The 25,917-nt window shown below is 71.3% G+C and carries 26 protein-coding genes and 1 pseudogene; 20 read left to right on the top strand and 7 right to left on the bottom strand.

Annotation, left to right across the window (positions count from 1 at the left end):
* Nucleotides 1-8: 8 nt before the first annotated feature.
* Both ODJ79_RS24220 and ODJ79_RS24215 read left to right on the top strand, forming a co-directional pair.
* Complete coding sequence (locus tag ODJ79_RS24220) at nt 9-1,304, top strand: sensor histidine kinase (protein ID WP_263025849.1); 1,296 nt, start codon at nt 9-11, stop codon at nt 1,302-1,304.
* Nucleotides 1,301-1,960, top strand: coding sequence for a response regulator (locus ODJ79_RS24215; RefSeq protein ID WP_263025848.1), 660 nt, complete (start codon nt 1,301-1,303; stop codon nt 1,958-1,960). Before ODJ79_RS24220 ends, ODJ79_RS24215 begins: the two co-directional genes overlap by 4 nt.
* Nucleotides 1,961-1,969: 9 nt before the next feature.
* Here the strand turns inward: ODJ79_RS24215 and ODJ79_RS24210 are convergent, their stop codons facing one another.
* Nucleotides 1,970-3,115, bottom strand: coding sequence for an acyl-CoA dehydrogenase family protein (locus tag ODJ79_RS24210; RefSeq protein ID WP_263025847.1), 1,146 nt, complete (start codon nt 3,113-3,115; stop codon nt 1,970-1,972).
* Nucleotides 3,116-3,193: 78 nt separating this feature from the next.
* Here ODJ79_RS24210 and ODJ79_RS24205 point away from each other — a divergent pair, with 78 nt between their 5' ends.
* From ODJ79_RS24205 to ODJ79_RS24190, 4 genes are read left to right on the top strand one after another with little or no spacing between them, the layout of a single operon-like run.
* On the top strand, nt 3,194-4,972 hold the full coding sequence (locus ODJ79_RS24205; protein WP_263025846.1) for an acyclic terpene utilization AtuA family protein: 1,779 nt from the start codon (nt 3,194-3,196) through the stop codon (nt 4,970-4,972).
* The gene (locus tag ODJ79_RS24200; protein WP_263025845.1) at nt 4,969-6,564 is read left to right on the top strand and encodes an acyl-CoA carboxylase subunit beta; all 1,596 of its coding nucleotides are present in this window, start codon (nt 4,969-4,971) and stop codon (nt 6,562-6,564) included. The genes ODJ79_RS24205 and ODJ79_RS24200 overlap by 4 nt, the downstream gene beginning before the upstream one ends.
* Nucleotides 6,565-6,572: 8 nt before the next feature.
* Nucleotides 6,573-8,546: a biotin carboxylase N-terminal domain-containing protein gene (locus ODJ79_RS24195; protein ID WP_263025844.1), complete on the top strand. Its 1,974-nt coding sequence runs from the start codon at nt 6,573-6,575 to the stop codon at nt 8,544-8,546.
* Nucleotides 8,539-9,201 (top strand): TetR/AcrR family transcriptional regulator, encoded by a 663-nt coding sequence (locus ODJ79_RS24190; protein WP_263025843.1) that lies wholly within the window; start codon nt 8,539-8,541, stop codon nt 9,199-9,201. The genes ODJ79_RS24195 and ODJ79_RS24190 overlap by 8 nt, the downstream gene beginning before the upstream one ends.
* A gap of 127 nt (nt 9,202-9,328) precedes the next feature.
* On the opposite strand, the gene ODJ79_RS24185 is transcribed toward ODJ79_RS24190, so the two are convergent.
* Nucleotides 9,329-9,475: a hypothetical protein gene (locus ODJ79_RS24185; RefSeq protein WP_263025842.1), complete on the bottom strand. Its 147-nt coding sequence runs from the start codon at nt 9,473-9,475 to the stop codon at nt 9,329-9,331.
* A 79-nt stretch (nt 9,476-9,554) separates the two neighbouring features.
* On the opposite strand from ODJ79_RS24185, the gene ODJ79_RS24180 reads away from it, so the two are divergent.
* From ODJ79_RS24180 to ODJ79_RS24155, 6 genes are all read left to right on the top strand, one after another.
* Nucleotides 9,555-9,857, top strand: coding sequence for a hypothetical protein (locus tag ODJ79_RS24180; protein WP_263025841.1), 303 nt, complete (start codon nt 9,555-9,557; stop codon nt 9,855-9,857).
* An 85-nt stretch (nt 9,858-9,942) separates the two neighbouring features.
* Complete coding sequence (locus ODJ79_RS24175) at nt 9,943-10,641, top strand: DivIVA domain-containing protein (protein ID WP_263025840.1); 699 nt, start codon at nt 9,943-9,945, stop codon at nt 10,639-10,641.
* Nucleotides 10,642-10,899: 258 nt separating this feature from the next.
* Nucleotides 10,900-12,075 (top strand): aldose epimerase family protein, encoded by a 1,176-nt coding sequence (locus ODJ79_RS24170; protein ID WP_263025839.1) that lies wholly within the window; start codon nt 10,900-10,902, stop codon nt 12,073-12,075.
* Nucleotides 12,065-13,198, top strand: a complete 1,134-nt coding sequence (locus ODJ79_RS24165; protein WP_263025838.1) for a sugar ABC transporter substrate-binding protein — start codon at nt 12,065-12,067, stop codon at nt 13,196-13,198. The genes ODJ79_RS24170 and ODJ79_RS24165 overlap by 11 nt, the downstream gene beginning before the upstream one ends.
* An 85-nt stretch (nt 13,199-13,283) precedes the next feature.
* Nucleotides 13,284-14,318 carry an ABC transporter permease gene (locus ODJ79_RS24160; protein WP_263025837.1) on the top strand — a complete coding sequence of 345 codons (1,035 nt, stop codon included), beginning with the start codon at nt 13,284-13,286 and terminating at the stop codon, nt 14,316-14,318.
* Nucleotides 14,318-15,067 carry an ATP-binding cassette domain-containing protein gene (locus ODJ79_RS24155; protein WP_263025836.1) on the top strand — a complete coding sequence of 250 codons (750 nt, stop codon included), beginning with the start codon at nt 14,318-14,320 and terminating at the stop codon, nt 15,065-15,067. The genes ODJ79_RS24160 and ODJ79_RS24155 overlap by 1 nt, the downstream gene beginning before the upstream one ends.
* Nucleotides 15,068-15,073: 6 nt before the next feature.
* Here the strand turns inward: ODJ79_RS24155 and ODJ79_RS24150 are convergent, their stop codons facing one another.
* Nucleotides 15,074-15,487 carry a VOC family protein gene (locus tag ODJ79_RS24150; RefSeq protein ID WP_263025835.1) on the bottom strand — a complete coding sequence of 138 codons (414 nt, stop codon included), beginning with the start codon at nt 15,485-15,487 and terminating at the stop codon, nt 15,074-15,076.
* 20 nt (nt 15,488-15,507) lie between these two features.
* Complete coding sequence (locus ODJ79_RS24145; RefSeq protein WP_263025834.1) at nt 15,508-15,909, bottom strand: nuclear transport factor 2 family protein; 402 nt, start codon at nt 15,907-15,909, stop codon at nt 15,508-15,510.
* Between the two features lie 89 nt (nt 15,910-15,998).
* Between ODJ79_RS24145 and ODJ79_RS24140 the strand changes: the two genes are divergently transcribed.
* Nucleotides 15,999-16,580, top strand: a complete 582-nt coding sequence (locus ODJ79_RS24140; RefSeq protein ID WP_263025833.1) for a TetR/AcrR family transcriptional regulator — start codon at nt 15,999-16,001, stop codon at nt 16,578-16,580.
* A gap of 31 nt (nt 16,581-16,611) precedes the next feature.
* Here the strand turns inward: ODJ79_RS24140 and argG are convergent, their stop codons facing one another.
* A complete protein-coding gene (gene argG, locus ODJ79_RS24135; RefSeq protein WP_263025832.1) occupies nt 16,612-18,024 on the bottom strand; it encodes an argininosuccinate synthase in 1,413 nt (470 codons plus the stop codon).
* A 138-nt stretch (nt 18,025-18,162) separates the two neighbouring features.
* Between argG and ODJ79_RS24130 the strand changes: the two genes are divergently transcribed.
* The 3 genes and pseudogenes from ODJ79_RS24130 to prfH all read left to right on the top strand — a co-directional run bounded on the left by ODJ79_RS24130 (nt 18,163) and on the right by prfH (nt 20,676).
* Nucleotides 18,163-18,930, top strand: a complete 768-nt coding sequence (locus tag ODJ79_RS24130) for a GNAT family N-acetyltransferase (RefSeq protein WP_263025831.1) — start codon at nt 18,163-18,165, stop codon at nt 18,928-18,930.
* A gap of 66 nt (nt 18,931-18,996) precedes the next feature.
* On the top strand, nt 18,997-20,067 hold the full coding sequence (locus ODJ79_RS24125; protein WP_263025830.1) for an RNA ligase RtcB family protein: 1,071 nt from the start codon (nt 18,997-18,999) through the stop codon (nt 20,065-20,067).
* Nucleotides 20,064-20,676 (top strand): annotated as a pseudogene (gene prfH / locus ODJ79_RS24120) (peptide chain release factor H). Before ODJ79_RS24125 ends, prfH begins: the two are co-directional and overlap by 4 nt.
* On the opposite strand, the gene ODJ79_RS24115 reads toward prfH, so the two are convergent.
* Nucleotides 20,654-21,442 (bottom strand): alpha/beta fold hydrolase, encoded by a 789-nt coding sequence (locus tag ODJ79_RS24115; RefSeq protein WP_263025829.1) that lies wholly within the window; start codon nt 21,440-21,442, stop codon nt 20,654-20,656. The pseudogene prfH and the gene ODJ79_RS24115 overlap by 23 nt on opposite strands.
* Before the next feature lie 97 nt (nt 21,443-21,539).
* Here ODJ79_RS24115 and ODJ79_RS24110 point away from each other — a divergent pair, with 97 nt between their 5' ends.
* Entirely contained in the window at nt 21,540-22,379 is an 840-nt protein-coding gene (locus ODJ79_RS24110; protein ID WP_263025828.1) for an NAD-dependent epimerase/dehydratase family protein, read from the top strand.
* 48 nt (nt 22,380-22,427) lie between these two features.
* On the opposite strand, the gene ODJ79_RS24105 is transcribed toward ODJ79_RS24110, so the two are convergent.
* Complete coding sequence (locus ODJ79_RS24105; RefSeq protein WP_263025827.1) at nt 22,428-23,414, bottom strand: phosphotransferase family protein; 987 nt, start codon at nt 23,412-23,414, stop codon at nt 22,428-22,430.
* Nucleotides 23,415-23,580: 166 nt separating this feature from the next.
* On the opposite strand from ODJ79_RS24105, the gene ODJ79_RS24100 reads away from it, so the two are divergent.
* The 3 genes from ODJ79_RS24100 to ODJ79_RS24090 all read left to right on the top strand — a co-directional run bounded on the left by ODJ79_RS24100 (nt 23,581) and on the right by ODJ79_RS24090 (nt 25,889).
* On the top strand, nt 23,581-24,189 hold the full coding sequence (locus ODJ79_RS24100; protein ID WP_263025826.1) for an AbfB domain-containing protein: 609 nt from the start codon (nt 23,581-23,583) through the stop codon (nt 24,187-24,189).
* Between the two features lie 66 nt (nt 24,190-24,255).
* Nucleotides 24,256-24,825, top strand: a complete 570-nt coding sequence (locus ODJ79_RS24095; protein ID WP_263025825.1) for a pyridoxamine 5'-phosphate oxidase family protein — start codon at nt 24,256-24,258, stop codon at nt 24,823-24,825.
* A complete protein-coding gene (locus ODJ79_RS24090) occupies nt 24,822-25,889 on the top strand; it encodes an NAD(P)/FAD-dependent oxidoreductase (protein WP_263025824.1) in 1,068 nt (355 codons plus the stop codon). Before ODJ79_RS24095 ends, ODJ79_RS24090 begins: the two co-directional genes overlap by 4 nt.
* The last annotated feature ends 28 nt before the right edge of the window (nt 25,890-25,917 follow it).

Here is a 25,917-nt window from a genome sequence, read left to right as displayed (position 1 = left end):
ATGGGCCGGTGAACGCTGATCCACCGCCGCGCTCCCGATGGCGCCGGTTTCGCGCGCCGGTGCTGCGCCGTGATGGTCCGCAGCCGCGGATGACCCCCCGCAACTGGGCCTTCGACGTGCTGCTGGTCGCGGTATTCATAGTCGTGGTCCTCAGCGGCACCGACATCGCCGGGCACCTGTTCGAGACCACCAGCGACGGAACGACGGTGATGCACATACCGGATATTCCCGGCGCGCCGGTAGTTCCGGTCCTTCCCCCTGAGCCGTGGCCCGTCAATCCGCAGGGTCCGGGCTGGATCGCCGTCGCCGCGATCCTCCCGCTGCTGATGCGCCGCCGCTACCCGCTGGGGACGCTCATGGTCATCCTCGGGATCACCGTGCTGTCGCTGCACGGCGAGTCGCCGGGCACCGACATCCTGCGCGTCTCGTTCTACGCCTGCGTGATCGCCGGGTACACCGCCGCCGCGTACAGCCCCTACCGGGTGCCGGCGCTGGCCGCGCTGCCGCTCGCGGCGCTGCTGTACAGCTCGTTCCACGACCTTGCCGTGCCGATCGTCCCGGTCGGCACGGTGCCGTTCCTGGTCCTGCTGCCCATCGGGCTGGCCGTCAACGGGATGCGTACGTGGCGTCAGCACGCCGACCGGTTGCGCCGGGAACGGGCCGACGCGCTGCGCGAGGCCACTCGCCAGGAACGCGCCCGCATCGCCCGCGACCTGCACGACATCGTCACCCACAACGTGTCGATGATGGTCATCCAGGCCGGTGCCGCCCGCAAGGTGCTCGACACCGCGCCCGAGGCCAGCCGGGAGGCCCTGCTGGCCGTCGAGGAGGGCGGCCGGGCGGCCCTCGGCGAGCTCCGCGGCGTCATGGGCCTGCTGGCCGCCGCGGACGACGACGAGCAAACCCTCACCCCGCAGCCCGGCCTGGCCCAGCTCCCCCCGCTGATCGACCGGGTCCGCGACGCCGGCATCGACGTCACCGTCACCACCAGCGGCGATCGGCACCCGCTACCGGCCGGCGTCGAGCTCGCCGCCTACCGTGTCGTGCAGGAGGCCCTCACCAACACCGTGAAGCACGCCTCGGGCGCCCGCGCCACGGTCGACGTCACCTACGCGCCGGACGAGCTGCGTATCACGGTCACCGACACCGGCGGCCGGCCGACCCCGGAATCCGCCGGCTCCACCGGGCGCGGCCTCGCCGGCCTCCGGGAGCGGCTCGCCGTGTACGGCGGCACCCTGCAGGCCGCCGCCCGGCTCACCGGCGGCTACCGGGTTCAGGCCCAGCTGCCCCTGGAATCCCGATGACCGAGCCGCTGCGGGTCGTGATCGCCGACGACCAGGCGCTCGTCCGCGCCGGTTTCCGGATGATCCTCACGGCGGACGGGATCGACGTGGTCGCCGAGGCCGAGACCGGCGCCGAGGCGGTCGACGCGGTCCGGCGCACCGGCCCCGACGTGGTCCTCATGGACATCCGCATGCCGGCCATGGACGGCATCGAGGCCGCCCGCCGCATCCTGGCCGGCGACGAGCCGCCCCGGGTCATCATGCTGACCACGTTCGACCTCGACAACTACGTCTACGCGGCCCTCGGCCTGGGCGCCAGCGGCTTCCTGCTCAAGGACGTCACCCCCGAGTACCTGGTCGCCGCGGTCCGCATCGTCCGCGACGGTGACGCCCTGCTCGCCCCGAGCATCACCCGCCGCCTGGTCGAACGTTTCACCACGCCCGGACCGCGGGAGTCGCCGTTGCACCGCGACCTCGCCGCCCTGACACCCCGCGAACGCGAGGTCCTGATCCTGGTCGCGCAGGGCCTGAGCAACGTCGAGATCGCCGGGCGGCTCTTCCTGTCCGAGGCGACCGTGAAGACGCACGTCGCCCGGATCCTGGCCAAGCTCGGCCTCCGCGACCGCGTGCAGGCCGTGGTGGTCGCCTACGAGACCCGCCTGATCACGCCGTCGTGACCGAGGCGCTCACGCGGGCAGGCCGTCCAGGCGGGCCAGCACCTGCAGCATCACCTCGTCGGCGCCGGCGCCGATCGACATGAGGCGGACGTCCCGGAGCATCCGGGACGTCCAGGTCTCCTCCAGGTAGCCGGCGCCGCCGTGGAACTGCAGACACCAGTCGGCGACCTCGCGGATCAGCCGGCCGGCCTTGAGCTTCGCCACCGTGGCCGGCCGGGTGATGTCCTCGCCGGCCATCAGCGCCTCGCAGGTCTGCAGGTTGTGGCTGCGCAGCAGGTCCACCTCGGCCTGCAGCTCGGTCAGCTTGAACGCCACGTACTGCCGGTCGGCGAGCGGCGCCCCGAACACGCTTCGCTCCTTGACGAAGGCCCGCGTCCGGTCCAGCGCGTACTGGCACTGGCCGACCGAGGTGTACGCGGCGAACATGCGCTCGGTGACGAACTGCCGCATCTGCTGCTGGAAGCCGCGGCCGGGCTCGCCGATCGTGTACGCGACCGGCACCCGCACCTCGTCGAGCACCAGCTCGGCGGTGTCCGAGCAGCGGTTGCCGAGCTTGTCGAACGTGCGGGCCACGGCGAACCCGGGCCGGTCGGTGGGCACGACGATCTGCGACATGCCCCGGTAGCCGCCCTCGTCCGAGGTGCGGGCGAGCAGGCACAGCCAGTCCGCCTGGGTGCCGTTGGTGATGTACACCTTCCGCCCGGTGATCACCCAGTCGTCGCCGTCGCGCACCGCCCGGGTGCGCAGCCGGGACACGTCGGAGCCGGTGTCCGGCTCGGTGACGGCGATCGCGGTGACCGCGGCGCCGGTGATCGCGGGCCGCAGGAACGTCTCCTTGAGCTCGGCCGACCCGAACTCGTGCAGCGAGGGGGTGGCCATCATCGCCTGTACGCCGAGGGCCATGCCGACGCCGCTGGCGTGCATCCGGCCGTACTCCTCGGCGGCGACCATCTGGAAGCTGTGGTCGGCGCCCTCTCCGCCGAACCGCGGGTCGTACTCGAGGCCGAGCAGGCCGAGCGCGGCGGCCTTCGGGAACAGGTCGTGCAGCGGGGCGCGACCGGCCGCCTCCCACTCGTCGACGTGCGGGTTGACCTCGGTGTCGACGAACCGGCGGACGCTGTCGCGGAAGGCGTGGTGGTCCTCGTTGAGCCGCATTACCGCACGGTAGCTTTCCGTGCCCCGGAAAAACAAGCGCACTTGCTTGTTTTTGCCGCCTGTGCGAGCCTCGGGGCTGTGATCCGCATCGGCAACTGCTCCGGCTTCTACGGGGACCGGCTCTCCGCGATGCGCGAGATGCTGGAGGGCGGCGACCTCGACGTGCTCACCGGCGACTACCTCGCCGAGCTGACCATGCTCATTCTGTCGCGCGACCGGCTGGCGGACGACGCGATGGGATATGTGCCCACCTTCGTGGCCCAGCTGCGGGACTGTCTGCGGCTCGCGCTCGACCGGCAGGTGCGGATCGTGACCAACGCCGGCGGCGTCAACCCGGCGGCGCTCGTCGCGGCGATCCGGTCGCTCGCCGCCGACCAGGGGCTCTCCCCCACGGTCGCGCTCGTCCGCGGCGACGAGCTGGGCCCCGGCGACCACGCGTACCTGGGCGCGTTCGGCATCGCCCGGGCCATGGCGGCCGACATCGTGGTCACCGGCCGGGTCACCGACGCCTCGCTGGTGATCGGGCCGGCCATCGCCCACTTCGGCTGGGACCAGTTCGCTCTCGATCAGCTCGCCGGTGCGACCGTCGCCGGGCACGTGCTCGAATGCGGCACCCAGGCCACCGGCGGCAACTATCCGTTCTTCACCGAGATCAGCGACCTGGCGGCGCCGGGATTTCCGATCGCGGAGATCTCGCCGGACGGGTCCAGCGTCATCACGAAACATTCGGGCACGGGCGGCGCGGTCACCGTCGGGACGGTCACGGCCCAGCTCATGTACGAGGTGCAGGACGCACGCTACGCCGGGCCGGACGTGACCACCCGGCTCGACTCGATCTCGCTGCGGCAGGTGGGCACGGACCGGGTCGCGATCTCGGGGGTACGCGGCGAGCCGCCACCGCCGGAGCTCAAGGTCTCGCGGACCCGGGTCGGCGGCTACCGCAACGAGGTGACCGTCGTGCTCACCGGCCTCGACGTCGAGGCGAAAGCCGGCCTGTTCCGCCGCCAGTTCGAGGCGGGGCTGCCGACGCGGCCCGCCGAGCTGACCTGGACCCTGGCCCGGGTCGACGCCGCCGACGCGCCCACCCAGCAGCAGGCGTCGGCGCTGCTCACGGTGGTCGGCCGGGACACCTCGCGGCCGGTGGTGGATCGGGCGTTCAGCAACGCCGCGGTGCAGGTGGCGCTGGGGTCGTATCCGGGCTTCTTCGCCACCACGCCGCCCGGGTCGGCCCATCCCTACGGCGTCTTCACGGCGGGGTACGTCCCGCAGGATTCGGTGGCTCACGAGGTCGTGCTGGACGACGGGACGGTCGCGCGGATCCCGCCGCCGCCGGTTTTTTCGCAAGATCCGGCGGTGGGGCCACAGACCGCCCCCACCCCGTCCTGGGTGGGGCCGAGCATCCCACCCGGGACCGACAATTCCGAGCCGTCATCCACAGCCGGCATCGCGCCTGCGTCCGACCCATCCACAGCCGGCATCGCGCCCGCGTCCGACCCACCCACAGGCGCCGAGCAGACCCGTCGCCTCCCGCTCGGGACGATCGCCGGCGCGCGCTCCGGCGACAAGGGCGGCGACGCCAACATCGGCATCTGGGTGCGCCGCCCCGACGCGTACCTCTGGCTCGAGAATTTGATCTGTGAGGAGACGGTGCGCGAGCTGCTGCCGGAGACCGCCGGGAAGAAGCTCCACCTCACCCGCCTGCCCAACCTGCTGGCGGTCAACATCGTGATCGAGGGTCTGCTCGGCGAGGGCGTCGCCTATCAGGCCCGTTTCGATCCGCAGGCCAAGGGCCTGGCCGAGTGGCTGCGCTCCCGCCATGTCGACATTCCCGTGTCCCTCCTGGAGGAATCCCGGTGACCGTCCTCCGCTCCACCCTCGACCCGGCGGCCCCGGAGGCCGCCGCCGCCCGCAAGTCGATGCTCGCCGCCCTCGGCGAGATCGCCGCCGAGACCGCGAAGGCCGTGGCCGGCGGCGGCGAGAACGCGGTCGCGCGGCACCACGCACGCGGCAAGATGACCGCCCGGGAGCGCATCGAGCTGCTGCTCGACCTCGATTCACCGTTCCTCGAGCTGGCGGCGCTGGCCGGTTACGGCTCGCCGTTCGCGGTGGGCGGCAGCGTGGTGGCCGGGATCGGCGTGGTCAGCGGCGTCGAGTGCCTGCTGGTGGCGAACGACCCGACGGTCAAGGGTGGCGCGAGCAACCCGTGGTCGCTGCGCAAGACGCTGCGGATGCACGAGATCGCCCTGGCGAACCGGCTGCCGCTGGTCGTGCTGGTGGAGTCGGGGGGTGCGGACCTGCCGACGCAGAAGGACGTGTTCATCCCGGGCGGGGCGGTGTTCCGGGACCTGACCCGGCTCTCGGCGGCGGGGATCCCGACGATCTCGCTGGTCTTCGGGAACTCGACGGCCGGCGGGGCGTACCTGCCCGGGATGAGCGACCACGTCGTGATGATCGAGAAGCGGTCGAAGGTGTTCCTGGCCGGGCCGCCGCTGGTCAAGGCGGCCACCGGGGAGGAGTCGGACGACGAGTCGCTGGGCGGGGCGTCGATGCACGCGCAGGTGTCCGGTTTGGCCGACCATTATGCGCTGGACGAGCAGGATGCGATCCGGATCGGGCGCCGGATCGTTGCGCGGCTAGGTTGGGAAAAATCAGGTAAGTCGCCTTTATCGGTAAAAGAGCCGCGGTTTGCCGCTGACGAGCTGCTCGACATCGTGCCGCCCGACCTGAAGGCGCCCTTCGACCCGCGGGAGATCATCGCGCGGATCGTCGACGACAGCGACTTCGACGAGGTCAAGCCGCTGTACGGGACCTCGCTGGTGACCGGCTGGGCGCGACTGCACGGCTACCCGATCGGGATCCTGGCCAACGCGAACGGGGTGCTGTTCAGCGCCGAGTCGCAGAAGGCCGCCCAGTTCATCCAGCTGGCCAATCGGTCGAACACCCCGCTGCTGTTCCTGCACAACACCACCGGGTACATGGTCGGCAAGCAGTACGAGCAGGGCGGCATCATCAAGCACGGCGCCATGATGATCAACGCGGTGGCCAACTCGACCGTCCCGCACGTCTCGGTGCTGATCGGCAACTCGTACGGGGCCGGCCACTACGGCATGTGCGGGCGGGCGTACGAGCCGCGGTTCGTCTTCTCCTGGCCCAGCGCCCGCTCGGCGGTGATGGGGGCGCAGCAGCTGGCCGACGTCACGTACCTGGTGTCGAAGGCGTCCGCGCTGTCCCGGGGCCGGCCGTTCGACGAGGACGGCGCGCAGGTCGTCCGGCAGATGATCGAGCAGCAGATCACCGCCGAGTCGATGCCGCTGGTGCTGTCCGGCATGGTCTACGACGACGGGATCATCGACCCGCGGGACACCCGGGACGTGCTCGGCGTCGCGCTCTCCGCGATCCACTCGGCGCCGGTGCGCGGCACCGAGTCCTTCGGCGTCTTCCGGATGTGAGGCGGCAGATGTTCACCAGTGTTCTGGTCGCGAACCGGGGGGAGATCGCCCGCCGGGTCTTCGCCACCTGCCGGCGTCGCGGGCTGGCCACGGTCGCGGTCTTCTCGGACGCCGACGCGGGGTCGCCGCACGTGCGGGAGGCGGACAGCGCGGTGCGGCTGCCGGGCGTCTCGGCCGCCGACACCTACCTCCGCGGCGACTTGATCATCGCGGCGGCGTTGCGCGCGGGTGCGGACGCGATTCACCCGGGGTACGGGTTCCTGTCGGAGAGCCCGTCCTTTGCCCGCGACGTGGCGGCCGCCGGCCTGACCTGGATCGGGCCCGGCCCCGAGGCGATCGAGGTGATGGGCTCGAAGATCGAGTCGAAGCGCCGGATGGCCGTCGCGGGCGTACCCGTCCTCGACCGGCTCGACGTCGCCACGATCACCGAGGCGGACCTGCCGGTACTGGTCAAGGCGTCGGCCGGCGGCGGCGGGCGCGGGATGCGGATCGTCCGCGCCCTCGACGACCTGCCGGAGGCGGTGACGTCGGCGGCGCGCGAGGCCGCGTCCGCGTTCGGCGACCCGACCGTGTTCTGCGAGCGCTACCTGGAGAACGGTCACCACGTCGAAGTGCAGATCATGGCCGACGGGTACGGGATGATCTGGGCCCTCGGCGAGCGGGAGTGCTCGGTGCAGCGGCGCCACCAGAAGGTCCTCGAGGAGGCGCCGTCGCCCCTGGTCGAGCGGCTCGGCGGGGACCTGCGGGAGCGGCTGCTCAAGGCGGGCCGGGACGCGGCGGCCGCGGTCGGCTACCGCGGGGCGGGCACGGTCGAGTTCCTGGCCGACGAGCGGGGCGGGTTCTGGTTCCTGGAGATGAACACCCGGCTGCAGGTCGAGCACCCGGTGACCGAGTGCGTGACCGGGGTGGACCTGGTCGGCCTGCAGCTCGAGGTGGCCGCCGGCAAGCCGCTGACCGGGCCGGAGCCGGCGATGGCGGGGCATGCGATCGAGGCGAGACTGTACGCCGAGGACCCCGCCGCCGACTGGCGCCCGCAGACCGGCACGATCGTCGCCTTCGGCCTACCCGACGTCACCGGGAATTTCCGGCACGACACCGGCGAGGGCATCCGGCTCGACGCGGGTGTCGAGCCCGGCAGTGTCGTGGGGACGCACTACGACGCGATGCTCGCCAAGGTGATCGCGTACGGCAAGGACCGGGAGACGGTCGCCCGGCGGTTGGCCGCCGCCCTCCGGCGGGCCCGGATCCACGGTGTGACCACCAACCGGGATCTGCTGGTCGGCAGCCTGCTGCACCCGGACTTCCTGGACGGGACGGCGAGCACCGGCTTCTACGCCGCCCACCCGCCGGCCTCGCTGATCTCGGATCACCCCCATCCGGAGCTGGCGGCGCTGGCCGCGGCGCTCGCCGACGCCGCCGCCGAACGCGGCCCGCTGCTGCCCGGCGTGACCAGCGGCTTCCGGAACATCCCGGTCGGCTATCGGCACCGCGCCTACCTCACCGACAAGACCGAGATATCGGTCCGGTACCGGTTCGGTCGCGGCGGGCTGGAGGTCGAGGGAGCCGACGTCACGCTGGTGTCCGCGACCGCCGACCGCGTCGAACTGGACGTGGACGGGGTCCGGCGAACGTGGACGATCGGCCGCTTCGGGGCGGACGACGACGTACGCGTGGTCGTCGACGGGCCGCGGGACTCGCTGGAGCTGCGTCGCGCTCCCCGCTTCACCGACCCGTCGGCGCGGGTGCCCACCGGCGCCCTGATCGCACCGATGCCCGGCACGGTCGTCCGGCTGGGGGTGCGGACCGGCGAGGTCGTGACCGCCGGGCAACCGCTGCTCTGGCTGGAAGCGATGAAGATGGAGCACGTCGTGCGCTCCCCCACCGCCGGCACGGTGACCGACCTGCCGGTCCAGGTCGGCCGCCAGGTCACCCAGGGCACGCCGCTCGCCGTGGTGACGCCTGCCGGGACCGCGGATGGCTGAACCGGCCGGGACCGGACAGGAGCCGGCCGGAGCCAAAGAGCCGGCCGGGACCAAGCAGGAGCCGGCCGGGACCAAGCAGGACCGCAGCCGCGCCACCCGCCGCCGCCTGCTGGAGACAACGATCCGGAGTCTCGCCCGGCACGGCTGGGAGGCGTCCACCGTCGGTTTCATCGCCGCCGAGGCCGGGATCAGCCGCGGCGCCATCCAGCATCATTTCCGGACCCGGGAGGCGCTGATCCTGGCCGCCCTGGAGTTCATGTTCGCCGAGCGTGCGGCCCTGCTCGACGCGCTGCCCGAGCCGACCGGCACCGGCCCCGAACGGGTGCACGCCGTCGTCGCCGGCCTGGTCGAGGCGATCGGCGGCGAGCTGTTCCGGGCCGCCCTGCAGGTCTGGACCGTGGCCGCCGCCGACCCCGCGCTGCGCGTCGCCGTCGTGCCCCTCGAAAAGCACTTCGCCCGCGGCGTGCACCGCCGGGCCGTCCGGCTGCTCGGCGCCGACGACACCGACCCGGACGTGCGCGCACTGATCCAGGCCACCCTGGACATGGCTCGCGGCCTGGCCCTGGCCGACGTGCTGACCGACGACTCCCGGCGCCGGGCTCGGGTGGTCCGGGCCTGGTCGAGCCAGCTGGCCGCCGCGCTGGGAGACGCTTGAGCGGCGTTTGACGGCATCGACGCGTACGCATAGGTTCGGCCGACATGAGAGCCGACGTGAGAACCGACCTGAGAGCCGTATCGCAAGCAGCCGTCGCCGCGCTGCTCCTGCTCGCCTTGGCCGGCTGTCACGATGCCACCCCGTCCGCCTCCGGATCGAGCTCGCCGCCGGCCGTCTCCCCGGCCGACTCGCCAGCCGTCTCGCCGGCCGTCTCGCCGGCAAGCGAGCCTCCGGCCAGCGGGCCGCCACCGACCGCCACCACCGGCGCCGGCACGCCCGGCACCGCCACCCCGCGGACGCCGTCCCCCGAAGGGGTGGAAATGTCCAAATCGGGGGGAATTGCTGGTATCTCGGTGACCATCAAGGTGAGGCCGGACGGCACCTGGTGGCGCAGCGAGGACGGGGGCAGGACCGCCACCAAGGGCGAGCTCACCGCTGCCCAGATGGCCGAGCTGCAGCGGCTGATCGCCGACCCGCGGCTCGCGGCCGAGGCCAAGTCCGCGGCCGGAGGCCCCGGGCGCTGCGCGGACGCCTTCGTGTACTTCCTGAACGTGCGCTTTTTGGCAATCCGGTACGAGGCGTGTGGCCGGACGGGCAATCACGAGGTGACACTCGCAATCGTTTCGCTGCTGCAAACCGCCACAAAAGGTCAGTAGTGATCAAGCCGACCGCAGGGGACTCAGGCGGGTTGCGTACCATATCTGGCTGCACCACCGCAGACGACGGGAACCGAGGAGCACGATGCCGCTCACTCCAGCAGACATCCACAACGTGGCGTTCAAGAAGCCACCCATCGGGAAGCGTGGATATGACGAGGAAGAGGTCGACGCGTTCCTCGACGAGGTCGAGCAGGAGCTGATCCGTCTCCTCGAGGAGAACGGCGCCCTGCGCGACCGGGTGGACCGGGGCGGGGGCGGGATGTCCGGCGGCGGCAACCCGGCGCAGACCATGGTGATGAACACCGAGCTCGCCGACCTGTCCGCTCAGCTCGAGCGCCTGCAGGAGGCCCGCAACCGGGCCGAGCAGAACGCGCGGGGCATGCAGTCCCAGCTCGAGCGGGCCCGGGCGCAGGCCGGCCCGTCCGGCTCGTTCGCGCAGGTGGGCGACGACGAGCGGAACGCACGGGTGCTGATGATGGCGCAGCGCACGGCCGACGAGCACATGCGCGACGCGCAGCGGGAGACCGAGGATCTGATCACCTCAGCCCGGTCCAAGGCCGAGCAGATCACCAGCGAGGCGCAGCTGAGCGCGGCGACGATCGAGAGCGACGCGCGGCGCAACCACACCGAGGCGATGAGCGCGATCGGCGCCAAGCGGGCCGCGCTGATCGACGAGATCGACCGGCTGGGCCAGCTCGCGCAGAGCTACCACGCCGCGCTCAACAACCACGTCACCCAGCAGCTGCAGGAGCTGAACAGCGCGCCCGACGCGCAAGGCTGACGACCGTTCGGAACGGCCCGGATATGTGATCATATCCGGGCCGTTTTCTGTTTGATCCAAATAGTTAGATCAACAATTGTTAGCGTTGACATTGCTCAATCGCAAATACTAGCGTCGGCTTCGCGCTTGTGGTTTCGCCGTGGTGCGAAACGTTCCTCTCCCACATGGGGTGCCGGCTCCCCCGCCCCGTGGTCAGCCCTCATTGCTCGCTGCCCTGCCACGCGAAGGGCGTGGCGCCGCGGAAAGAGGCGAGGCACGATGCACAAGATCTCATTAGGCCGGACAGCCGTCCGGCTCGGCGCGGTACTGCTGATGGCCGGTGGCGTGGGCGCGGTGGCCGCGTCCTCCTCGTTCGCCGGCGGGTCCGCGACCATCACCAAACAACCGTTCGGGACGACGACCGGTGGCGAGGCCGTCGACCTCTACACGCTCACCAACAACGGGATCAAAATCAAGATTCTCACGTACGGCGGAACCCTCCAGACGATCGACATGCCGGACCGCCACGGGCACGTCGCCAACGTCGCCCTCGGCTTCGACAACCTGGCCGACTACCAGGCCAAGAGCCCGTACTTCGGCTGCCTCATCGGCCGCTACGGCAACCGGATCGCCAAGGGAACGTTCACCCTGGACGGTGTCACGTACCACCTGCCGATCAACAACGACCCGAACAGCCTGCACGGCGGGACGGTCGGCTTCGACAAGCACGTCTGGGCCGCCACCCCGATCAAGAACGGCAACAGCGTGGCCCTCAAGCTGCAGCTGACCAGCCCGGACGGGGACCAGGGCTACCCCGGCACGCTCAAGGCCACGGTCACGTACACGCTCACCCACGACCACGGCATCCGGATGGACTACCTGGCCACCACGGACAAGCCAACGATCATCAATCTCACCAACCACAACTACTGGAACCTGGCCGGTGAGGGCACCGGCACGATCGACACCACGAAGTTGCAGCTCAACGCGAGCCGCTACACCCCGGTCGACGCGACGCTGATCCCGACCGGCGCGATCGACCCGGTGGCCGGGACCCCGATGGACTTCCGCAAGGCGACGGCCATCGGCGCCCGTAACCGGCAGGGCTTCTCCCAGCTGGTGATCGGCCGCGGGTACGACCACAACTGGGTGCTGGACCGGCGGGGCACCGGCCTGGAACTGGCCGCGACCGCGACCGACCCGGCCAGCGGACGGCAGCTCAAGGTGTGGACGGACCAACCGGGCATCCAGTTCTACGCCGGCAACTTCCTGGACGCCACGCTGATCGGCACCAGCGGCAACATGTACCGGCAGGGCGACGGGTTCGCCCTCGAGACGCAGCACTTCCCGGACTCGCCGAACCACGCGAACTTCCCGTCGACGGTCCTGCGCCCCGGCCAGACCTACCGGACCACAACCATCTACCAGCTGGGCGTGGCGCGACATGACTCGTGAGCTACCGAGGGTCGTCGAAGAGGCGGCCGACCACCTCGATCCCCGCGGGGTGACCCGCCGCCGGCTGCTCGCCGGCACCGGCCTGACCAGCGCCTCGCTGGCGGCCACCGCGCTGCTGTCCGCCTGCAGCAAGTCCGACAACAAGACCAGCTCGGACGCGATCGGGAACTTCCCGAAGACGCCGAACTGGAAGTTCGTCTTCGTCAACCACGTCACCACCAACCCGTTCTTCACCCCCACCCAGTACGGCGCCGAGGACGCGTGCAAGCTGCTCGGCTGCTCGTACCAGTGGACCGGCTCGCAGAACTCGGTGGTGGCCGAGATGGTCAACGCCACCAACACGGCGATCAGCGGCAAGGCGGACGGCCTGGCCATCGCGGTGGTGGACAAGTCGGCGTTCAAGGCGCCGGTCGACCAGGCGCTGAGCGCGGGCATCCCGGTGGTGTCGTACAACGCCGACGGGGCACGCGACGACCCCGGCACCAGCCGGCTGACCTACATCGGGCAGGGACTCTACGAATCCGGGTACGCGCTGGGCCAGCGGGCGCTGACCGCGGTCCAGTCCGGCGACGTGGTCGGGTTCATCGCCACCCCGGGGCAGCTCAACATCCAGCCCCGGATCGACGGGGCGGCGCAGGCGTTCAAGGACGCCGGCGGGGCGGTGAAGTTCACGTCGGTGGCCACCAATGCCGACGTCACCAAGGGACTGTCCATCATCGACGCGTACGCCCAGGGGCACTCCGGCCTGGCCGGGATGCTGGCGGTGGACGCCGGGTCGACCCAGGCGGTCGGCGCGACGGTCAAGAAGTACAACATGCGCAGCAAGGGCCTGAAGGTGGCCGGGGGCTTCGACCTGATCCCGGAGACGCTCAACTCGATCAAGTCCGGAGACCTCGACTACACCATCGACCAGCAGCCCTATCTGCAGGGCTTCCTGCCGGTGCTGTACCTGTACCTGTTCAAGATCTCGGGCGGCCTCATCTCGCCGCCGCAGACCAACACCGGCCTGCTGTTCGTGACCAAGGACAACGTCGCCACCTATCAGACCACGCAGACCCGGTACGAGGGTTCGTCCACCGACGTCAAGCTGGTGGAACGCTCCGGCCCGATCGCACACGCATGACCGCCTGCACCGAGCGGCACTGCCGCAAGTTGCCCACCCACGCCGAAGGCGAGGGCCAGAAGGGCATGCCCAAGGCGAGCTCAGCATGACCGGGACCCTGCCGAGGCAGAAGGAGACGCCGGCCGAGCGCGACCGGCGTCTCCTGACGCTGCTGCGCACCGGCGGCACTGTGCTGGTGCGCTGGCGCGAGGCGAGCGTCCTGATCGTCGCGATCGCGATGGCGATCTATTTCCGGGCGTCCAACGACGTCTTCCTCACCTACGACAACCTGCGCAACATCGCCCAGGCCACCGCGCCGGCCGCGATCGTCGCGGTCGGCATCGTGCTGCTGCTGGTCAGCGGCGAGATCGACCTGTCGGTCGGGGTGGTGGCGGCGCTCGCGCCGTTCCTCGTGCACTACGCGGTCGACCTGTGGGGGGTGCCGGTGATCCCGGCGTTCCTGATCGCGTTCGCGGTGGCCGCGCTGATCGGGTTCTGCAACGGCGTCATCGTGACCAAGTTCAAGGTGCCGTCGCTGGTGGCGACTCTGGGCTCGTACTATCTGCTGCTGGGTGTGCTCCTGGTGACCTCGCACGCCTACCCGGCGGAGATCCCGGCGGCCGCGCACGGCAAGATCCAGAGCATCTTCGGGGCCGCCGACTGGGCATCGCTGATCTGGTGCCTCGGCGTGGTGCTGGTCTATCACATCGTGCTCACCCGTACCCGATGGGGATTGCACACGATCTCGGTAGGCGGCAACCTGGTCGGCGCGACCGAGGCCGGCATCCGGGTGAACCGCATCAAGATCGGCAACTTCATGATGGCGGCCATGCTCGGCGCGCTGGCCGGCATCCTCGAGGCGTTCCGGATCAACAGCATCGACCCGAACATCGGCGGCGGCACGGCACTGACCTTCACCGCGATCTCGGCGGCGGTCATCGGCGGCACGGCCCTGGCCGGCGGGTCGGGCACGGTGATCGGGGCGCTCCTCGGCGCGCTGATCCTGGCCGAGCTGCAGAACGGCTTCAACCTGATCGGGATCAGCGCGAACCCGTTCAACATCATCCTGGGCAGCGCGATCCTGCTCTCAATGATCGCCAACCAGTATCTGTCGCGGCTGCGGCGGACGGGAGGCGGATGATGGACGTCCTCGTCGCCGAGCATCTGGCCAAACGCTTCGGTGCTCTCACCGCGCTGCGCGACGTCAACCTGCGCCTGGCGAAGGGCGAGGTGCTCGGGCTGATCGGCGACAACGGCGCCGGCAAGTCCACCCTCATCAAGATCATCTGCGGCTACCATCGGCCGGACGCCGGCCGCCTCGTGGTCAACGGCCAGGAGGTGGTGCTGCACAGCGTCGATCACGCCCGCTCGCTCGGCATCGACACCGTCTACCAGGGATTGGCGCTGATCAACGAGCTGTCCGTCTACCACAACATGTTCCTCAACCGGGAGCTGCGGGTCGGGCCGCTGCTGAACAACCGGGCGATGCGCCGGCTGGCCCGGGCCCACCTCGAGGACATGGGCGTGCAGATCCCCAACGTCAACGCGGAGGTCGCCAAGCTCTCCGGCGGCCAGCGGCAGGCGGTCGCGGTCGCCCGGGCCGTCTACTCGGACGCGAAGATCCTGCTGCTCGACGAGCCCCTGGCGGCGATGGGCGCGAAGGAGGGCACGCTGATCCTCGACCTGATCCGCGACCTCAAGGCCCGCGGGGACGTCTCGGTGATCATCATCGCGCACAACTACGCCCAGGTGCTCGACGTCTGCGACCGGGTCAACCTGCTGCAGCACGGCTCGATCACCTTCGACAAGCCGACCTCGGAGGTGTCGCTCGAGGAGCTGACCGAGCTGGTGGTCGCCGAGTACCGCAACCGCCGCCTGCGCGGCGGATAGGCCGCTCTACGCCGCGACGCAGAACTCGTTGCCCTCCGGGTCGGCCATCACGACGTGGTGGCCGTCGAAGGTCGCCGGCACACTGCCGCCGGCCGCCACCAGCTCGTCGGCCTTCGCCCGGATGCGCGCCCACGCCTCCGGGCCCTTTCCCACGCGTACGTCGATGTGCAGGCGATTTTTCGCCACCTTCGGCTCGGGCACGTCCAGCAGCACGAGCCGCGGGCCGACGCCGTCCGGATCGTGCAGCCACGCTCCGCCGCCCTCGTCCGCCGGGTCCTCGCCGAACGACGCCACCCACTCGTCCCGGGTCCGGAACGGGGCCGGGGGTGGCTCGTCCTCGTAGCCGAGCGCCGGCTTCCAGAACGCGGCGAGCGACTCGGCGTCGCGCGTGTCGAAGGTGAGGTCGATCCGGAGCGCCATGGCCGCCGAGCGTAATCGTGTCAGCCGTCTTGCAGGCCCCGCGGATCGGGGAAGTCACGGAACAGCCGGATCCGGCCGTCGCGGATGTGCAGGATCTGGATGGACGTCGCCGTGAACGGCCGCCCGGTCGTGGTCACGGTCCCGCTCGTGCGCATCTCCACGATCACCACCTCCGGATCGGTGGTCTGGTGGAGCTCCACGACGTCGAAATCCGCCAGCCGCAGCGGCGACGCCAGGACCTGCCGGGCGTACGCGCGGATCGCCTCCCGGCCCTCGATGCGGGCCGGCGCGCCGGGCGGCCCGCCGAACGGCATCTCGATCACCGCATCGGGCGCGAACAGGTCGGCGAAACCGTCGGCGTCGCCGTCCAGGATCAGGCGGCGGCGCAGGTCGAGGACGTCGGCGGGCGTGGCTGGTGACATGGATCCCCCGCTCATTCATTTGACGCGTGTCCAATGAATGAGCGTAGGGCAGGCTGGGACACACGGTCAACACCGGTAAAGTCGGGACGATGACCACCCCGGCGCCCCCGTCGCGGGCCGAGCAGCGCCGACGCACCCGAGCGCGCATCCTCGACGCCGCGGCCAAGGCCTTCCTCGCCGACGGGTACGACCGGACCACCATCCGGGGCGTGGCCGCGGCCGCCGGCGTGGACAGCGGCCTCGTCACCTACTACTTCGAGTCCAAACAGGAGCTGTTCCGGCAGGTGATCGAAACCGCTCCGGCGCCCGAGATCGGCGGGCCGCCCGGCCAGGCCGTCGAGCAGATCCTCGCCGCACTCGCCGCCCGGCTGGCCGCCGAGCCGGCCGCCTCGCTGGCCATCCTGCGCTCGGCGCTGACCAACCCGGAGGCCGCCGACGCCGTCCGCGGCGGGGCGGCCCACTACCAGGCGCAGATCAGCCGAGCCATCCCGGGCGGCGACGCCCACCTGCGGGCCGCGGTCATCAACGCCGTCATCCTCGGCGTCACGGTCTCCCGGCACCTCATCAAGGTCGACGAGCTCGCCACGGCCGACCCGGCGGACGTCATCGCGCTCCTGCGCCCCTGCATGCTCGCGCTGGCCGCCGACACCGGCCAGGACGGGCCGGCTTGACCAAGGGCCGGCCGGCCTATCGCGGGTCGGGTCAGTCGGTGCCGGACTCCATGGCGGCCTGGTCCAGCAGGTCGTCGTCGACGGGGACGCCGCCCCGGGAGGCGATCTCCTCGGCGCCGCCGGCGGGCAGGGCGCCGATCAGGCCCTGCGAGCTGCCGACCATGCCGATGCGGGCGTAGTGCTCGAGCTTGGCGCGGCTGTCGGCGATGTCGAGGTTGCGCATCGTCAGCTGGCCGATCCGGTCGGCCGGGGCGAACGCCGGCGTCTCGGTCCGCTCCATCGACAGCTTGTCGGGGTGGTAGCTGAACGCCGGGCCGGTGGTGTTCAGCACGGAGTAGTCGTCGCCGCGGCGCAGCCGGAGGGTGACCTCGCCGGTGACCGCGTTGCCGACCCACCGCTGCAGCGACTCGCGGAGCATGAGCGCCTGCGGGTCGAGCCACCGGCCCTCGTACATCAGGCGGCCCAGCTTGCGGCCCTCGTTGTGGTAGCTCGCGACCGTGTCCTCGTTGTGGATCGCGTTGACCAGCCGCTCGTACGCGATGTGCAGCAGGGCCATGCCGGGCGCCTCGTAGATGCCGCGGCTCTTGGCCTCGATGATCCGGTTCTCGATCTGGTCGGACATGCCCAGGCCGTGCCGGCCGCCGACCGCGTTGACCTCCAGCACCAGGTCGACCGCCGAGCCGAACTCCTTGCCGTTGACGGTGACCGGCCGGCCCTCGGCGAAGCCGATGGTCACGTCCTCGGCCGGGATCGCCACGTCGGGGTCCCAGAACCGGACGCCCATGATCGGGTCGACGATCTCGATGCCGGCGTCCAGGCGCTCTAGCGACTTGGCCTCGTGGGTGGCGCCCCAGATGTTGGCGTCGGTCGAGTACGCCTTCTCGGTCGAGTCCCGGTAGGGCAGGTCGTGGGCGAGCAGCCACTCGCTCATCTCGGTGCGCCCGCCGAGCTCGGCGACGAACGTCTTGTCCAGCCACGGCTTGTAGATGCGCAGCGACGGGTTGGCCAGCAGCCCGTACCGGTAGAACCGCTCGATGTCGTTGCCCTTGAACGTCGAGCCGTCGCCCCAGATCTGCACCCGGTCCTCGAGCATGGCCCGCACGAGCAGCGTGCCGGTGACCGCCCGGCCCAGCGGCGTGGTGTTGAAGTAGGTGCGGCCGGCGGAGCGGATGTGGAACGCACCGCAGGCGAGGGCGGCGAGCCCCTCCTCGACCAGCGCCGACCGGCAGTCGACCAGGCGGGCGATCTCGGCGCCGTAGGCGATGGCGCGATCGGGCACGGACGCCATGTCGGGCTCGTCGTACTGGCCGATCTCGGCGGTGTAGGCGCACGGCACGGCGCCCTTCTCGCGCATCCACGCGACCGCGACCGACGTGTCGAGGCCACCGGAGAAGGCGATGCCGACTCGTTCGCCGGCCGGGAGGGAGGACAGAACCTTGGTCACGGAACAGATTATGCACCATGCCGTATTTTCATGCGACCCCCGGGGGCGGATATGTCCTCCGGCGGGGGTTGCCATCGACAGGGCCTTTTGACACCGTCAGGGGCACCCGCCGCCTTTTGACTCCGTCAGGGGGTAATCATGGCCACCCGAGACCTCGCCCGGCGGACCGCCACCGACCTGTCCGCCCTGCTCGCGACCGACAGCCGGGCCGGCTTCGCCTGGCAGCAGCGGATGTGGCAGATCGCCGCCTGCCTGTCCGCCGACGCGTCCGACGACGAGGCGCTGCGGACGGCCCGGGCGCGCTTCGAGGGCCTGTACGCGCCCGGCCGTGACTTCGCCGACTTCCACCTGTGGCGGCCAGACCCGGGCGAGCGGGCCGCCGCCAACGCGCGGCTCGACGCGCTGATCGCCCGGCTGCGCGACCTGCTGCACATGCCGCCGGTGACGCTGCGGCGCGCCCGGCACGGGGACGCCGGCCGGGTCGCGGCGATCTGGCACGCCGGCTGGCGGGACGGCCATCTCGGTCACGTGCCCGACGAGCTGGTCGCCGCGCGTACGGCGGAGAACTTCCACACCCGCGCGGCGGCCCGGGTGACCGACGCGACGGTGGCCGAGGTCGGCGGTGTGGTCGGCGGGTTCGTCATGGTGGTCGGCGACGAGGTCGAGCAGGTCTTCGTGGACGCGTCGTTCCGCGGCGGCGGGGTGGCCGACGCGCTGCTCGCCGAGGCGGAGCGGCTGGTCGCGGCGAACGGGCACGCCGTGGCGTGGCTCGCGGTGGTGCCCGGCAACACCCGGGCGCGGCGCTTCTACGAGCGGTCCGGCTGGGCCGACGACGGCGCGTTCGACTATGTGGCCAGCTCCGTCACCGTGCCGTGCCTGCGGTACGTGAAGCGGGTCGGGCCGTAATTCGGTTGTCGCGCCGCCCGGCGTACGGGACGCTCTTCTTGCCGTTTTGAGAAAGAGCGTTCACTTTTGCCTGCTTCTGTCAAGATTTTCGCGTCCCCGTCCAGCTGGATCGAGTCCGCCGCCGTCGACCAGTGCCACCAGGTCGCCGCGTTCGACGGCATGCTGCACGTCGCCGGCATGCCCGACCTGCACCCCGGCAAGGGCGCCCCGATCGGCGCCGCGATGACCTCCACCGTTCTCCACCCGTTCCTGGTCGGCTCCGACATCGGCTGCGGCATCGCGGTCTTCCCGGTCGGCCTCAAGCGGCCGGTCCCGGAGAAGCTCGCGGCCCGCTTCCCCGACCTCGACGAGCCGGTCGACCCCGGCGCGGCGCTGCCGCTCGGCCACACCAACGGCTTCGGCACGGTCGGCCGCGGCAACCACTTCGTCGAGCTGGCCCGGGTCGACGCCGTCCTCGACGAGTCGCACGCCACCCGCCTCGGCCTGGCCAAGGGCGACCTGGTGCTGATCGTCCACAGCGGATCACGCGGCCTCGGCGAGCGCATCCTGCGCGCCCACACCGAGCTGCACGGCGCGGGCCCGGCCCCCGATCCTTCGCGATACCTCGAAGAGCATGATGCGGCCGTACGGTGGGGATCGCTCAACCGGCGCATGCTGGCCGTTCGCGTTGCGCACGCGCTCGGGGCCGAGCTCGGCGAGCCGCTGGTCGACGAGTGCCACAACTCGGTGACCGTCACCGACGGCGGCTACCTGCACCGCAAGGGCGCCGCGCGCGGCGACGGCCGGGACGTGCTGATCGCCGGCACCCGCGGCACCCACTCGTACCTGGTGGCCACGCACGCCGGCGCCGAGGCCGGCTTCTCGGTCGCGCACGGCGCCGGCCGCAAGATGTCCCGGGCCGACGCGGTGCGCCGCGGCAAGGCGAAGCACACGGTCGACGAGCTGCGCCGCACGCCGGTCGGCTCGCTGGTGGTCTGCGGCGACCGGCAGCTGCTGTTCGAGGAGGCGCCGACCGCGTACAAGCGCATCGAGCAGGTGATCGGCGACCTGACCGCGCACGGGCTGGCCACCCCGGTGGTCACCACGATCCCGCTGGTCACCTACAAGACCGCCGCTCTCCCCCGCGTCCGCCGATGACCACGTTCCTCCTGCTGTCGGCGGGGCGCGGCCAGGCCGAGTGCTCGTGGGCGGTCGCCCGGCTGACCGACCGGCTCGAGCGGGATGCCGCCGGACGCGGCGTCCCGGTCACCCGGGTCGACGCGGTGGCCGGCGAGCGGCCCGGCACGTTCCGCTCGGGACATGCTGCGGATCGGCGACGACGCGTTCGCCGCCTCCTGGACCGGGACGCTTTGCTGGCAGGCGGACAGCCCCTATCGGCGCGGCCACGGCCGCAAGAACTGGTATGTGATCGCCCAGCCGTGCACGGTCGACGCGCCGCAGACGCCGTTTGCCGAGTCCGATGTGGAGGTGGTGGCGGTGCGCACCGGCGGCCCGGGCGGCCAGCACCGCAACAAGGCGAGCACGGCAGTCCGCGCCACCCATCGCCCGTCCGGACTGGTGGTGGTGGCCGACACCGAGCGGCAGTTCTCGCTCAACCGCGCCCTCGCCCTCCGCCGGCTGCGCTCGCTGCTGGCATCCGGTGACGAGGCGGCAGTCCGGGCGCTGGCGACCGCCCGCCGGCAGATCCACGACGACCTGGTCCGCGGCGACCCGGTCCGGACCTTTACTTCTCGGCGAGGAAGTTGAGTGTCACGGCGGCCATCAGCGGCGAGACGCCCATGCTGTAGTGGGTCACGCCGGGCAGGATGGCCAGCGAGTGACCGCCCGCGGGCCGGCCCTCGCCCATCCAGCCGCCGTCGCGCAGGCCGCCGTCGAGCAGCTTGAACACCTCGACGAAGTGGCTCGGCGGGCACATGTCGGCGTCGCCGGCGACGATCATCGTGGGCACGCTGAGCCCGCGGACCTCCTCGGTGAAGTCGTAGTCCACCGCCATCGCCTGGCCGATCTTGTCGAGCAGCCGGGGGAAGTCCTCCGGGCGCGGCGCGACCCGCCGGTACAGCTGGTACATCGGGGTCTCCTTCAGGAACTCGGCCGCCGCCGCGCCGACCTGGCTCTGCTGCTCGAGCATGTCCGGGTAGATGGCGTCGCGCCGGATGCCCGCCGAGATCGAGACGAGCCGGCCGACCTTCTCCGGGTGGTGGAAGGCGAGCTGCATGCCGACGCCGCCGCCGAGCGAGTAGCCGACCACGTCCGGCCGGTCCAGGCCGAGGTGGTCGATCAGGGCCGCGATGTCGTCCGCCATCAGGCGGATGTCGAGAGGGCGGTCGATGTCCGCGGTGCGGCCGTGCCCCTGCAGATCGGGCAGGATCACCTGGTGCTCGGCGGCCAGAGTGGTCAGGTTGGGCCCGAACATCTCCCCGTTGCCGAGGCCGCCGTGCAGCAACACCAGCGGGCGGCCGGTGCCGTGGATCTCGTAGTAGAGGTTGATGCCGTTGACGTCCGCGTAGCTCATGGTTTGCTCCTCACTCGATTCTTGCCGGTAAAGACCGGGCCGCGGCGCGGAACTCATCGCTAGGCTGCCCTTTTGAGGTCACTCATTTGGGGGAGTCATGCGGATCGCGGTCACCGGTGGCACCGGGAAGCTCGGCCGGGCCGTGGTCGCGTCGCTGCGCGCGGACGGCGACGAGGTGATCAACCTGGACGCCGCGGCGGTCCGGCCGGACATCCGGATCGACCTCACCGACTACGGGCAGACGATCGAGGCGCTGACCGCGATCGACGACCGATATCACCAGATCGACGCGGTGGTGCACCTCGCCGCGATCCCGGCGCCGGGCATCACCGGCAACGCCGCCACCTTCCAGAACAACATCGTCGCCACCTACAACGTCTTCGCCGCCGCCAAGGCCGCCGGCATCACCAACGTGGTGTGGGCGTCCAGCGAGACGCTGCTGGGCATCCCGTTCGAGACGCCGCCGCCCTACATCCCGCTCGACGAGGAGTACCCGGCCCGGCCCGAGTCCCGGTACGCGCTGGCCAAGCACCTCGAGGAGACGATGGCGGCGCAGTTCTGCCGCTGGAACCCGGCGCTCAAGATGATCGGGTTGCGCTTCTCGAACGTGATGGACCCGGCCGACTACGCCGAGTTCCCGTCGTTCGACGCCGATCCCGCGCGGCGCAAGTGGAACCTGTGGGGCTACATCGACGCCCGGGACGGCGCGCAGGCGGTCCGCAAGGCTCTCGACTACCGGGCCACCGGGGTCGAGATCTTCATCATCGCGAACGCGGACACGGTGATGAGCCGGTCGTCGGCCGAGCTGGCGGCCTCGGTGTACCCGGGGGTCGAGGTGCGCAGGGAGCTGGGCGAGCACGAGACGCTGCTCTCGATCGACAAGGCGCGACGGCTGCTGGGGTACGAGCCGCAGCACAGCTGGCGCGATCACATCTGACCGGTTCGGGGCCCGCCTCGCCCGCACGCTGCCTCCCTGGGGAATGCGTCAGCGGGCCAGGGCGAGCGCCTCGTTGAGGTTGTACTCGGCGATCGCCTGCATGAAGGCGCGGTCGGGGAAGTCGCCGTCGAGCAGGCGCAGCGGGCCCGCGGTCAGCGAGAGCCGCTGGGCGAGCAGATAGAAGGCCAGGCGCGCCTCGTCGAGTCCGTCGGTGGCGACCCGGTGATATTCGGCGCCCAGCCGGATGCGCAGGAAGACATGCTCCCATTCGACGTCGAAGTACATGAGGCCCTCGATGTCGATCAGAACCGGGTTGTTGTCCGGATCGATCAGCACGTGGTCCATCCCCAGCTCGCCGTGGACCACCGAGTACTCGGCGCGCGGCTGCACGGCGGCGGCCAGCTCGTGCAGGCGACGATCGAGGCGGTCGCGGGCCTCGGCGATGCGGGGGTCACGGACGGCGGCCTCGGCCAGGCAGCGCTCGGCGAGATCGAGGACGGCCCGCTCGCAGGTGGGCCGGCGGGCGGTGCCGCCCGCCTCGACCAGGGCCACCTTGCCGAAGGTCGGACCGTGGTGGTGACGCATCCGGTCCAGGTCGTCGGCGAGGCGTTCCATCGTCGGCGTCGCGGCGGCGGGGTCGCGCTCGAGGCGCTGCTCCAGATTTTCGCCCGGGAAGTCCTCGATGACGATCAGGTCGGCCGGGTAGTGGGTGTGGCTGCGGTCGCGGTGATAGATGGCGGGCACGCGCAGGCCGAGGCGGTCGAGACGGTTACGGGCGGTCTCGTACCGGTCGAGCCCGGCGCTGGACGTGAACGGGTCGCGTTCGTCGTTGTCGTTCGCGGCCGCCGGCCAGTAGTTCTCGTCCGCGCCCCAGAGATAGGCGATGGCCGTGGTGTCGTCGTCCATGGTCAGGCGGTAGACGCCCTTGCGGCTGCCGCCGGCGAGCCGCTCGACCGAAGCCAGCGTGCGACCGCGGCCGAGGGCGGTTCGCGCCACTCCGGCCAGGTCGTCCCGGGTCACCTGATGGCGTGCCACGCGCTACCTGCTCTCCGTCGATCGGGAAGACGGCGGGACGATACCGGCCCGCGACCGCACAATCGATCGAATTTGGCGACCGACCAACGCGTACTGAATAAAGGTTTGACCTTCTTGCCTGTCTGCATAGCCGTTCGTAACATCGGGCGGGTCGAAATGGGGCGTCATGCCGGTTGTCAGCTCGATCCTGCGGAGCGCTCGGGCTCATCCGATCGCCATCGTTCTCACCGTGGGGGCGCTGGGGCTGGGGTTCGGGCTGTGCGCCGCCGGGTGGACGGCATCCACGAGCGGTCCGGCCCCGAACGGGCCGCCCCCGCCGCGCTACGGATCGGGCCGGCCGATGCCGCCCGGACCGCAATGGATGCTCGGGCCGGCCTCGCTGGAGTCGGCGGAGGTGAGCGGACGGTTCGTCGGAGCCTCGGGCGGCCTCGGCGCGCTCGTCGCGGTGGGGCCGAGCAGTTCGGTGGCGACTCGCCGGGCGGCGACCTTCGTCGTCGTGTCCGGGCTGGCCGATGCGGAGTGCTTCTCGTTCCGGGCCGCGGACGGGCGGTATCTGCGGCGGTCGGCGCAGCGGTTGCGACTGAGCGCAGCGGAGCGGAACGACCAGTTCCGATCGGATGCGACCCTCTGCGCCCGGCGCGGGGTCCTTCCGGAGTCGATCGCGCTGGAGTTCTTCGGCCAACCCGGATCGTTCGTGCGCCACGACGGCGATCTGATCTGCGCCGGTCCGCTCGACGCGAGCGGGGCATTCATGGTGCGCCGGCCGCTCGCCTGACCCGAGTCGCACGTCCCGGCCGGCGGCTCGAGGTTGAGCGGCCCGGTCGTCTGGCAGGGTGTGATCATGGTGGTCACCAACCCTTGGCTGGCAGGTCCTGCTCCGACGAGACGGCTGGACCGCGCTCGGCTCGACGAACGCATCCTGAACCTGCTGTCCTCCCAGAACATGTGTGTCCTGGCCACGACCGGTGCGAGTGGGCCGCTCGCGACGCCGGTGCGGTACTTCCATCTGGACTTCACCATCGTCTTCACCGCGCTGGCGACCTCGCCGAAGATGCGCAACATCCGGGCCGACCCGCGGGTCTCCGTCGGCGTGTTCGCACCCCTGGTCGGACAGGCCAGCAGTCGCGGAGCGCAGATCTTCGGCGTCGCCCGGATCCTCGAACCGGACGACGATGACTTCGACCGGTACTGGCCGGTGGTCCGCTGGCACTCCGATCACGTCGAGCGGTCACGCCCGCTCGACGAGCCGCCGCTGGGGCCGATCGGAGTGATCCCCGCGGAGCGCATCGTCTATACCGAGCACTGGCTGCGCCGCGAGGGATACGCTCCCCGGCAGTTCTGGCGCCGGCCGGCCGACTCCCGCCCGGAGTTGCTTCGCCGAATCACTCTTCGCACGCAGAATGAGCCATGAGGATCTCAGCTGACGTCGCCGTGATCGGGGCCGGGATGGCCGGCGTCTCGATCGCGTACGAGCTTTCCGACGCGGGCTCGGTGCTGGTGCTGGAGCAGGAGAGCCGGCCCGCGTACCACACCACCGGCCGATCGGCGGCCATGTTCCTGGAGAGCTACGGCAGCCCGGAGGTACGCCGGCTGACCACCGACTCGCGGCCGGACTTCGACGCCGCCGGGGAGTTGCTCAAGCCGCGGCCGATGATCTGGGTCGCTCCGCCCGAGCAGATGGACCGGCTGGAAGCGATGGCGGCGGCGCAGCCCACGCTCGTGCCGGCGCCCCGGCCGGAGACGTTCTGCCCGGCGCTGCGCCCGGACTGGTGCGCGGGGGCGCTGCGCGAGCCGGGCGCACTGGAGATCGACGTGATGGGGCTGCACCAGCACTATCTGGGCGGGGCACGACGGCGCGGGGCACGGATCGTGCTCGATGCGGCGGTCCGATCCGGCCGGTACGAGGGCGGACGCTGGCTGCTCGACACGGCCGCGGGACCGGTCGAGGCGGGTGCCGTGGTGAACGCGGCCGGGGCGTGGGCGGATCGGGTCGCTTCCGCGCTGGGGGTGGAACCGGTCGGGATGCGACCGATGCGGCGGACCGCGGCTGTGGTGCGCGCGTCCGGGGTGGATCGGGACTGGCCGATCGTGGGCGACGTCGGCGAGACGTTCTATTTCCGGCCGGAAGGGGTCGGCGTGCTGGTGTCGCCGGCCGACGAGACGCCGAGCGAGCCGTGCGATGCCCGGCCGGACGACATCGATGTGGCGCTGGCGATCGAACGGGTCAACGAGGCGACCGTTCTCGGGCTGCGCTCGGTGCACACGGCATGGGCGGGCCTGCGCACGTTCGCTCCCGACCGGCAGCCGGTGGCCGGCGCCGATCCGGCAGCGCCTGGCCTGTTCTGGCTGGCCGGCCAGGGCGGCTACGGGATTCAGATCGCGCCCGCTCTCGCCCGGCTGGCGGCGGGGGCCGTCACCGGCAAGGGCTCCCCCGTGCCGGCCGCCCTCGCGGTCGCGCGATTGCGTTCCTCGTGAGCGCCCGATCGTGAAGCGGCAGGCGGCC

The organism is Actinoplanes sp. KI2, assembly GCF_025630775.1.
Taxonomy (GTDB): Bacteria; Actinomycetota; Actinomycetes; order Mycobacteriales; family Micromonosporaceae; genus Actinoplanes.
The sequence above is the reverse complement of the archived record's forward strand: the minus strand, read 5'-3'. Positions and strand labels throughout refer to the sequence as shown.

What these genes read in the sequence shown, in the direction of transcription:
- ODJ79_RS24110 (WP_263025828.1), top strand. Translation starts at nt 21,540, where the DNA reads ATGCGGATCGCGGTCACCGGTGGCACCGGGAAGCTCGGCCGGGCCGTG.
- ODJ79_RS24195 (WP_263025844.1), top strand. Translation starts at nt 6,573, where the DNA reads ATGTTCACCAGTGTTCTGGTCGCGAACCGGGGGGAGATCGCCCGCCGG.
- ODJ79_RS24150 (WP_263025835.1), bottom strand. Translation starts at nt 15,487, where the DNA reads ATGGCGCTCCGGATCGACCTCACCTTCGACACGCGCGACGCCGAGTCG.
- ODJ79_RS24145 (WP_263025834.1), bottom strand. Translation starts at nt 15,909, where the DNA reads ATGTCACCAGCCACGCCCGCCGACGTCCTCGACCTGCGCCGCCGCCTG.
- ODJ79_RS24170 (WP_263025839.1), top strand. Translation starts at nt 10,900, where the DNA reads ATGCACAAGATCTCATTAGGCCGGACAGCCGTCCGGCTCGGCGCGGTA.
- ODJ79_RS24090 (WP_263025824.1), top strand. Translation starts at nt 24,822, where the DNA reads ATGAGGATCTCAGCTGACGTCGCCGTGATCGGGGCCGGGATGGCCGGC.
- ODJ79_RS24175 (WP_263025840.1), top strand. Translation starts at nt 9,943, where the DNA reads ATGCCGCTCACTCCAGCAGACATCCACAACGTGGCGTTCAAGAAGCCA.
- ODJ79_RS24140 (WP_263025833.1), top strand. Translation starts at nt 15,999, where the DNA reads ATGACCACCCCGGCGCCCCCGTCGCGGGCCGAGCAGCGCCGACGCACC.
- ODJ79_RS24115 (WP_263025829.1), bottom strand. Translation starts at nt 21,442, where the DNA reads ATGAGCTACGCGGACGTCAACGGCATCAACCTCTACTACGAGATCCAC.
- ODJ79_RS24190 (WP_263025843.1), top strand. Translation starts at nt 8,539, where the DNA reads ATGGCTGAACCGGCCGGGACCGGACAGGAGCCGGCCGGAGCCAAAGAG.
- ODJ79_RS24160 (WP_263025837.1), top strand. Translation starts at nt 13,284, where the DNA reads ATGACCGGGACCCTGCCGAGGCAGAAGGAGACGCCGGCCGAGCGCGAC.
- ODJ79_RS24095 (WP_263025825.1), top strand. Translation starts at nt 24,256, where the DNA reads ATGGTGGTCACCAACCCTTGGCTGGCAGGTCCTGCTCCGACGAGACGG.
- ODJ79_RS24100 (WP_263025826.1), top strand. Translation starts at nt 23,581, where the DNA reads ATGCCGGTTGTCAGCTCGATCCTGCGGAGCGCTCGGGCTCATCCGATC.
- ODJ79_RS24215 (WP_263025848.1), top strand. Translation starts at nt 1,301, where the DNA reads ATGACCGAGCCGCTGCGGGTCGTGATCGCCGACGACCAGGCGCTCGTC.
- ODJ79_RS24210 (WP_263025847.1), bottom strand. Translation starts at nt 3,115, where the DNA reads ATGCGGCTCAACGAGGACCACCACGCCTTCCGCGACAGCGTCCGCCGG.
- ODJ79_RS24165 (WP_263025838.1), top strand. Translation starts at nt 12,065, where the DNA reads ATGACTCGTGAGCTACCGAGGGTCGTCGAAGAGGCGGCCGACCACCTC.
- ODJ79_RS24130 (WP_263025831.1), top strand. Translation starts at nt 18,163, where the DNA reads ATGGCCACCCGAGACCTCGCCCGGCGGACCGCCACCGACCTGTCCGCC.
- ODJ79_RS24155 (WP_263025836.1), top strand. Translation starts at nt 14,318, where the DNA reads ATGGACGTCCTCGTCGCCGAGCATCTGGCCAAACGCTTCGGTGCTCTC.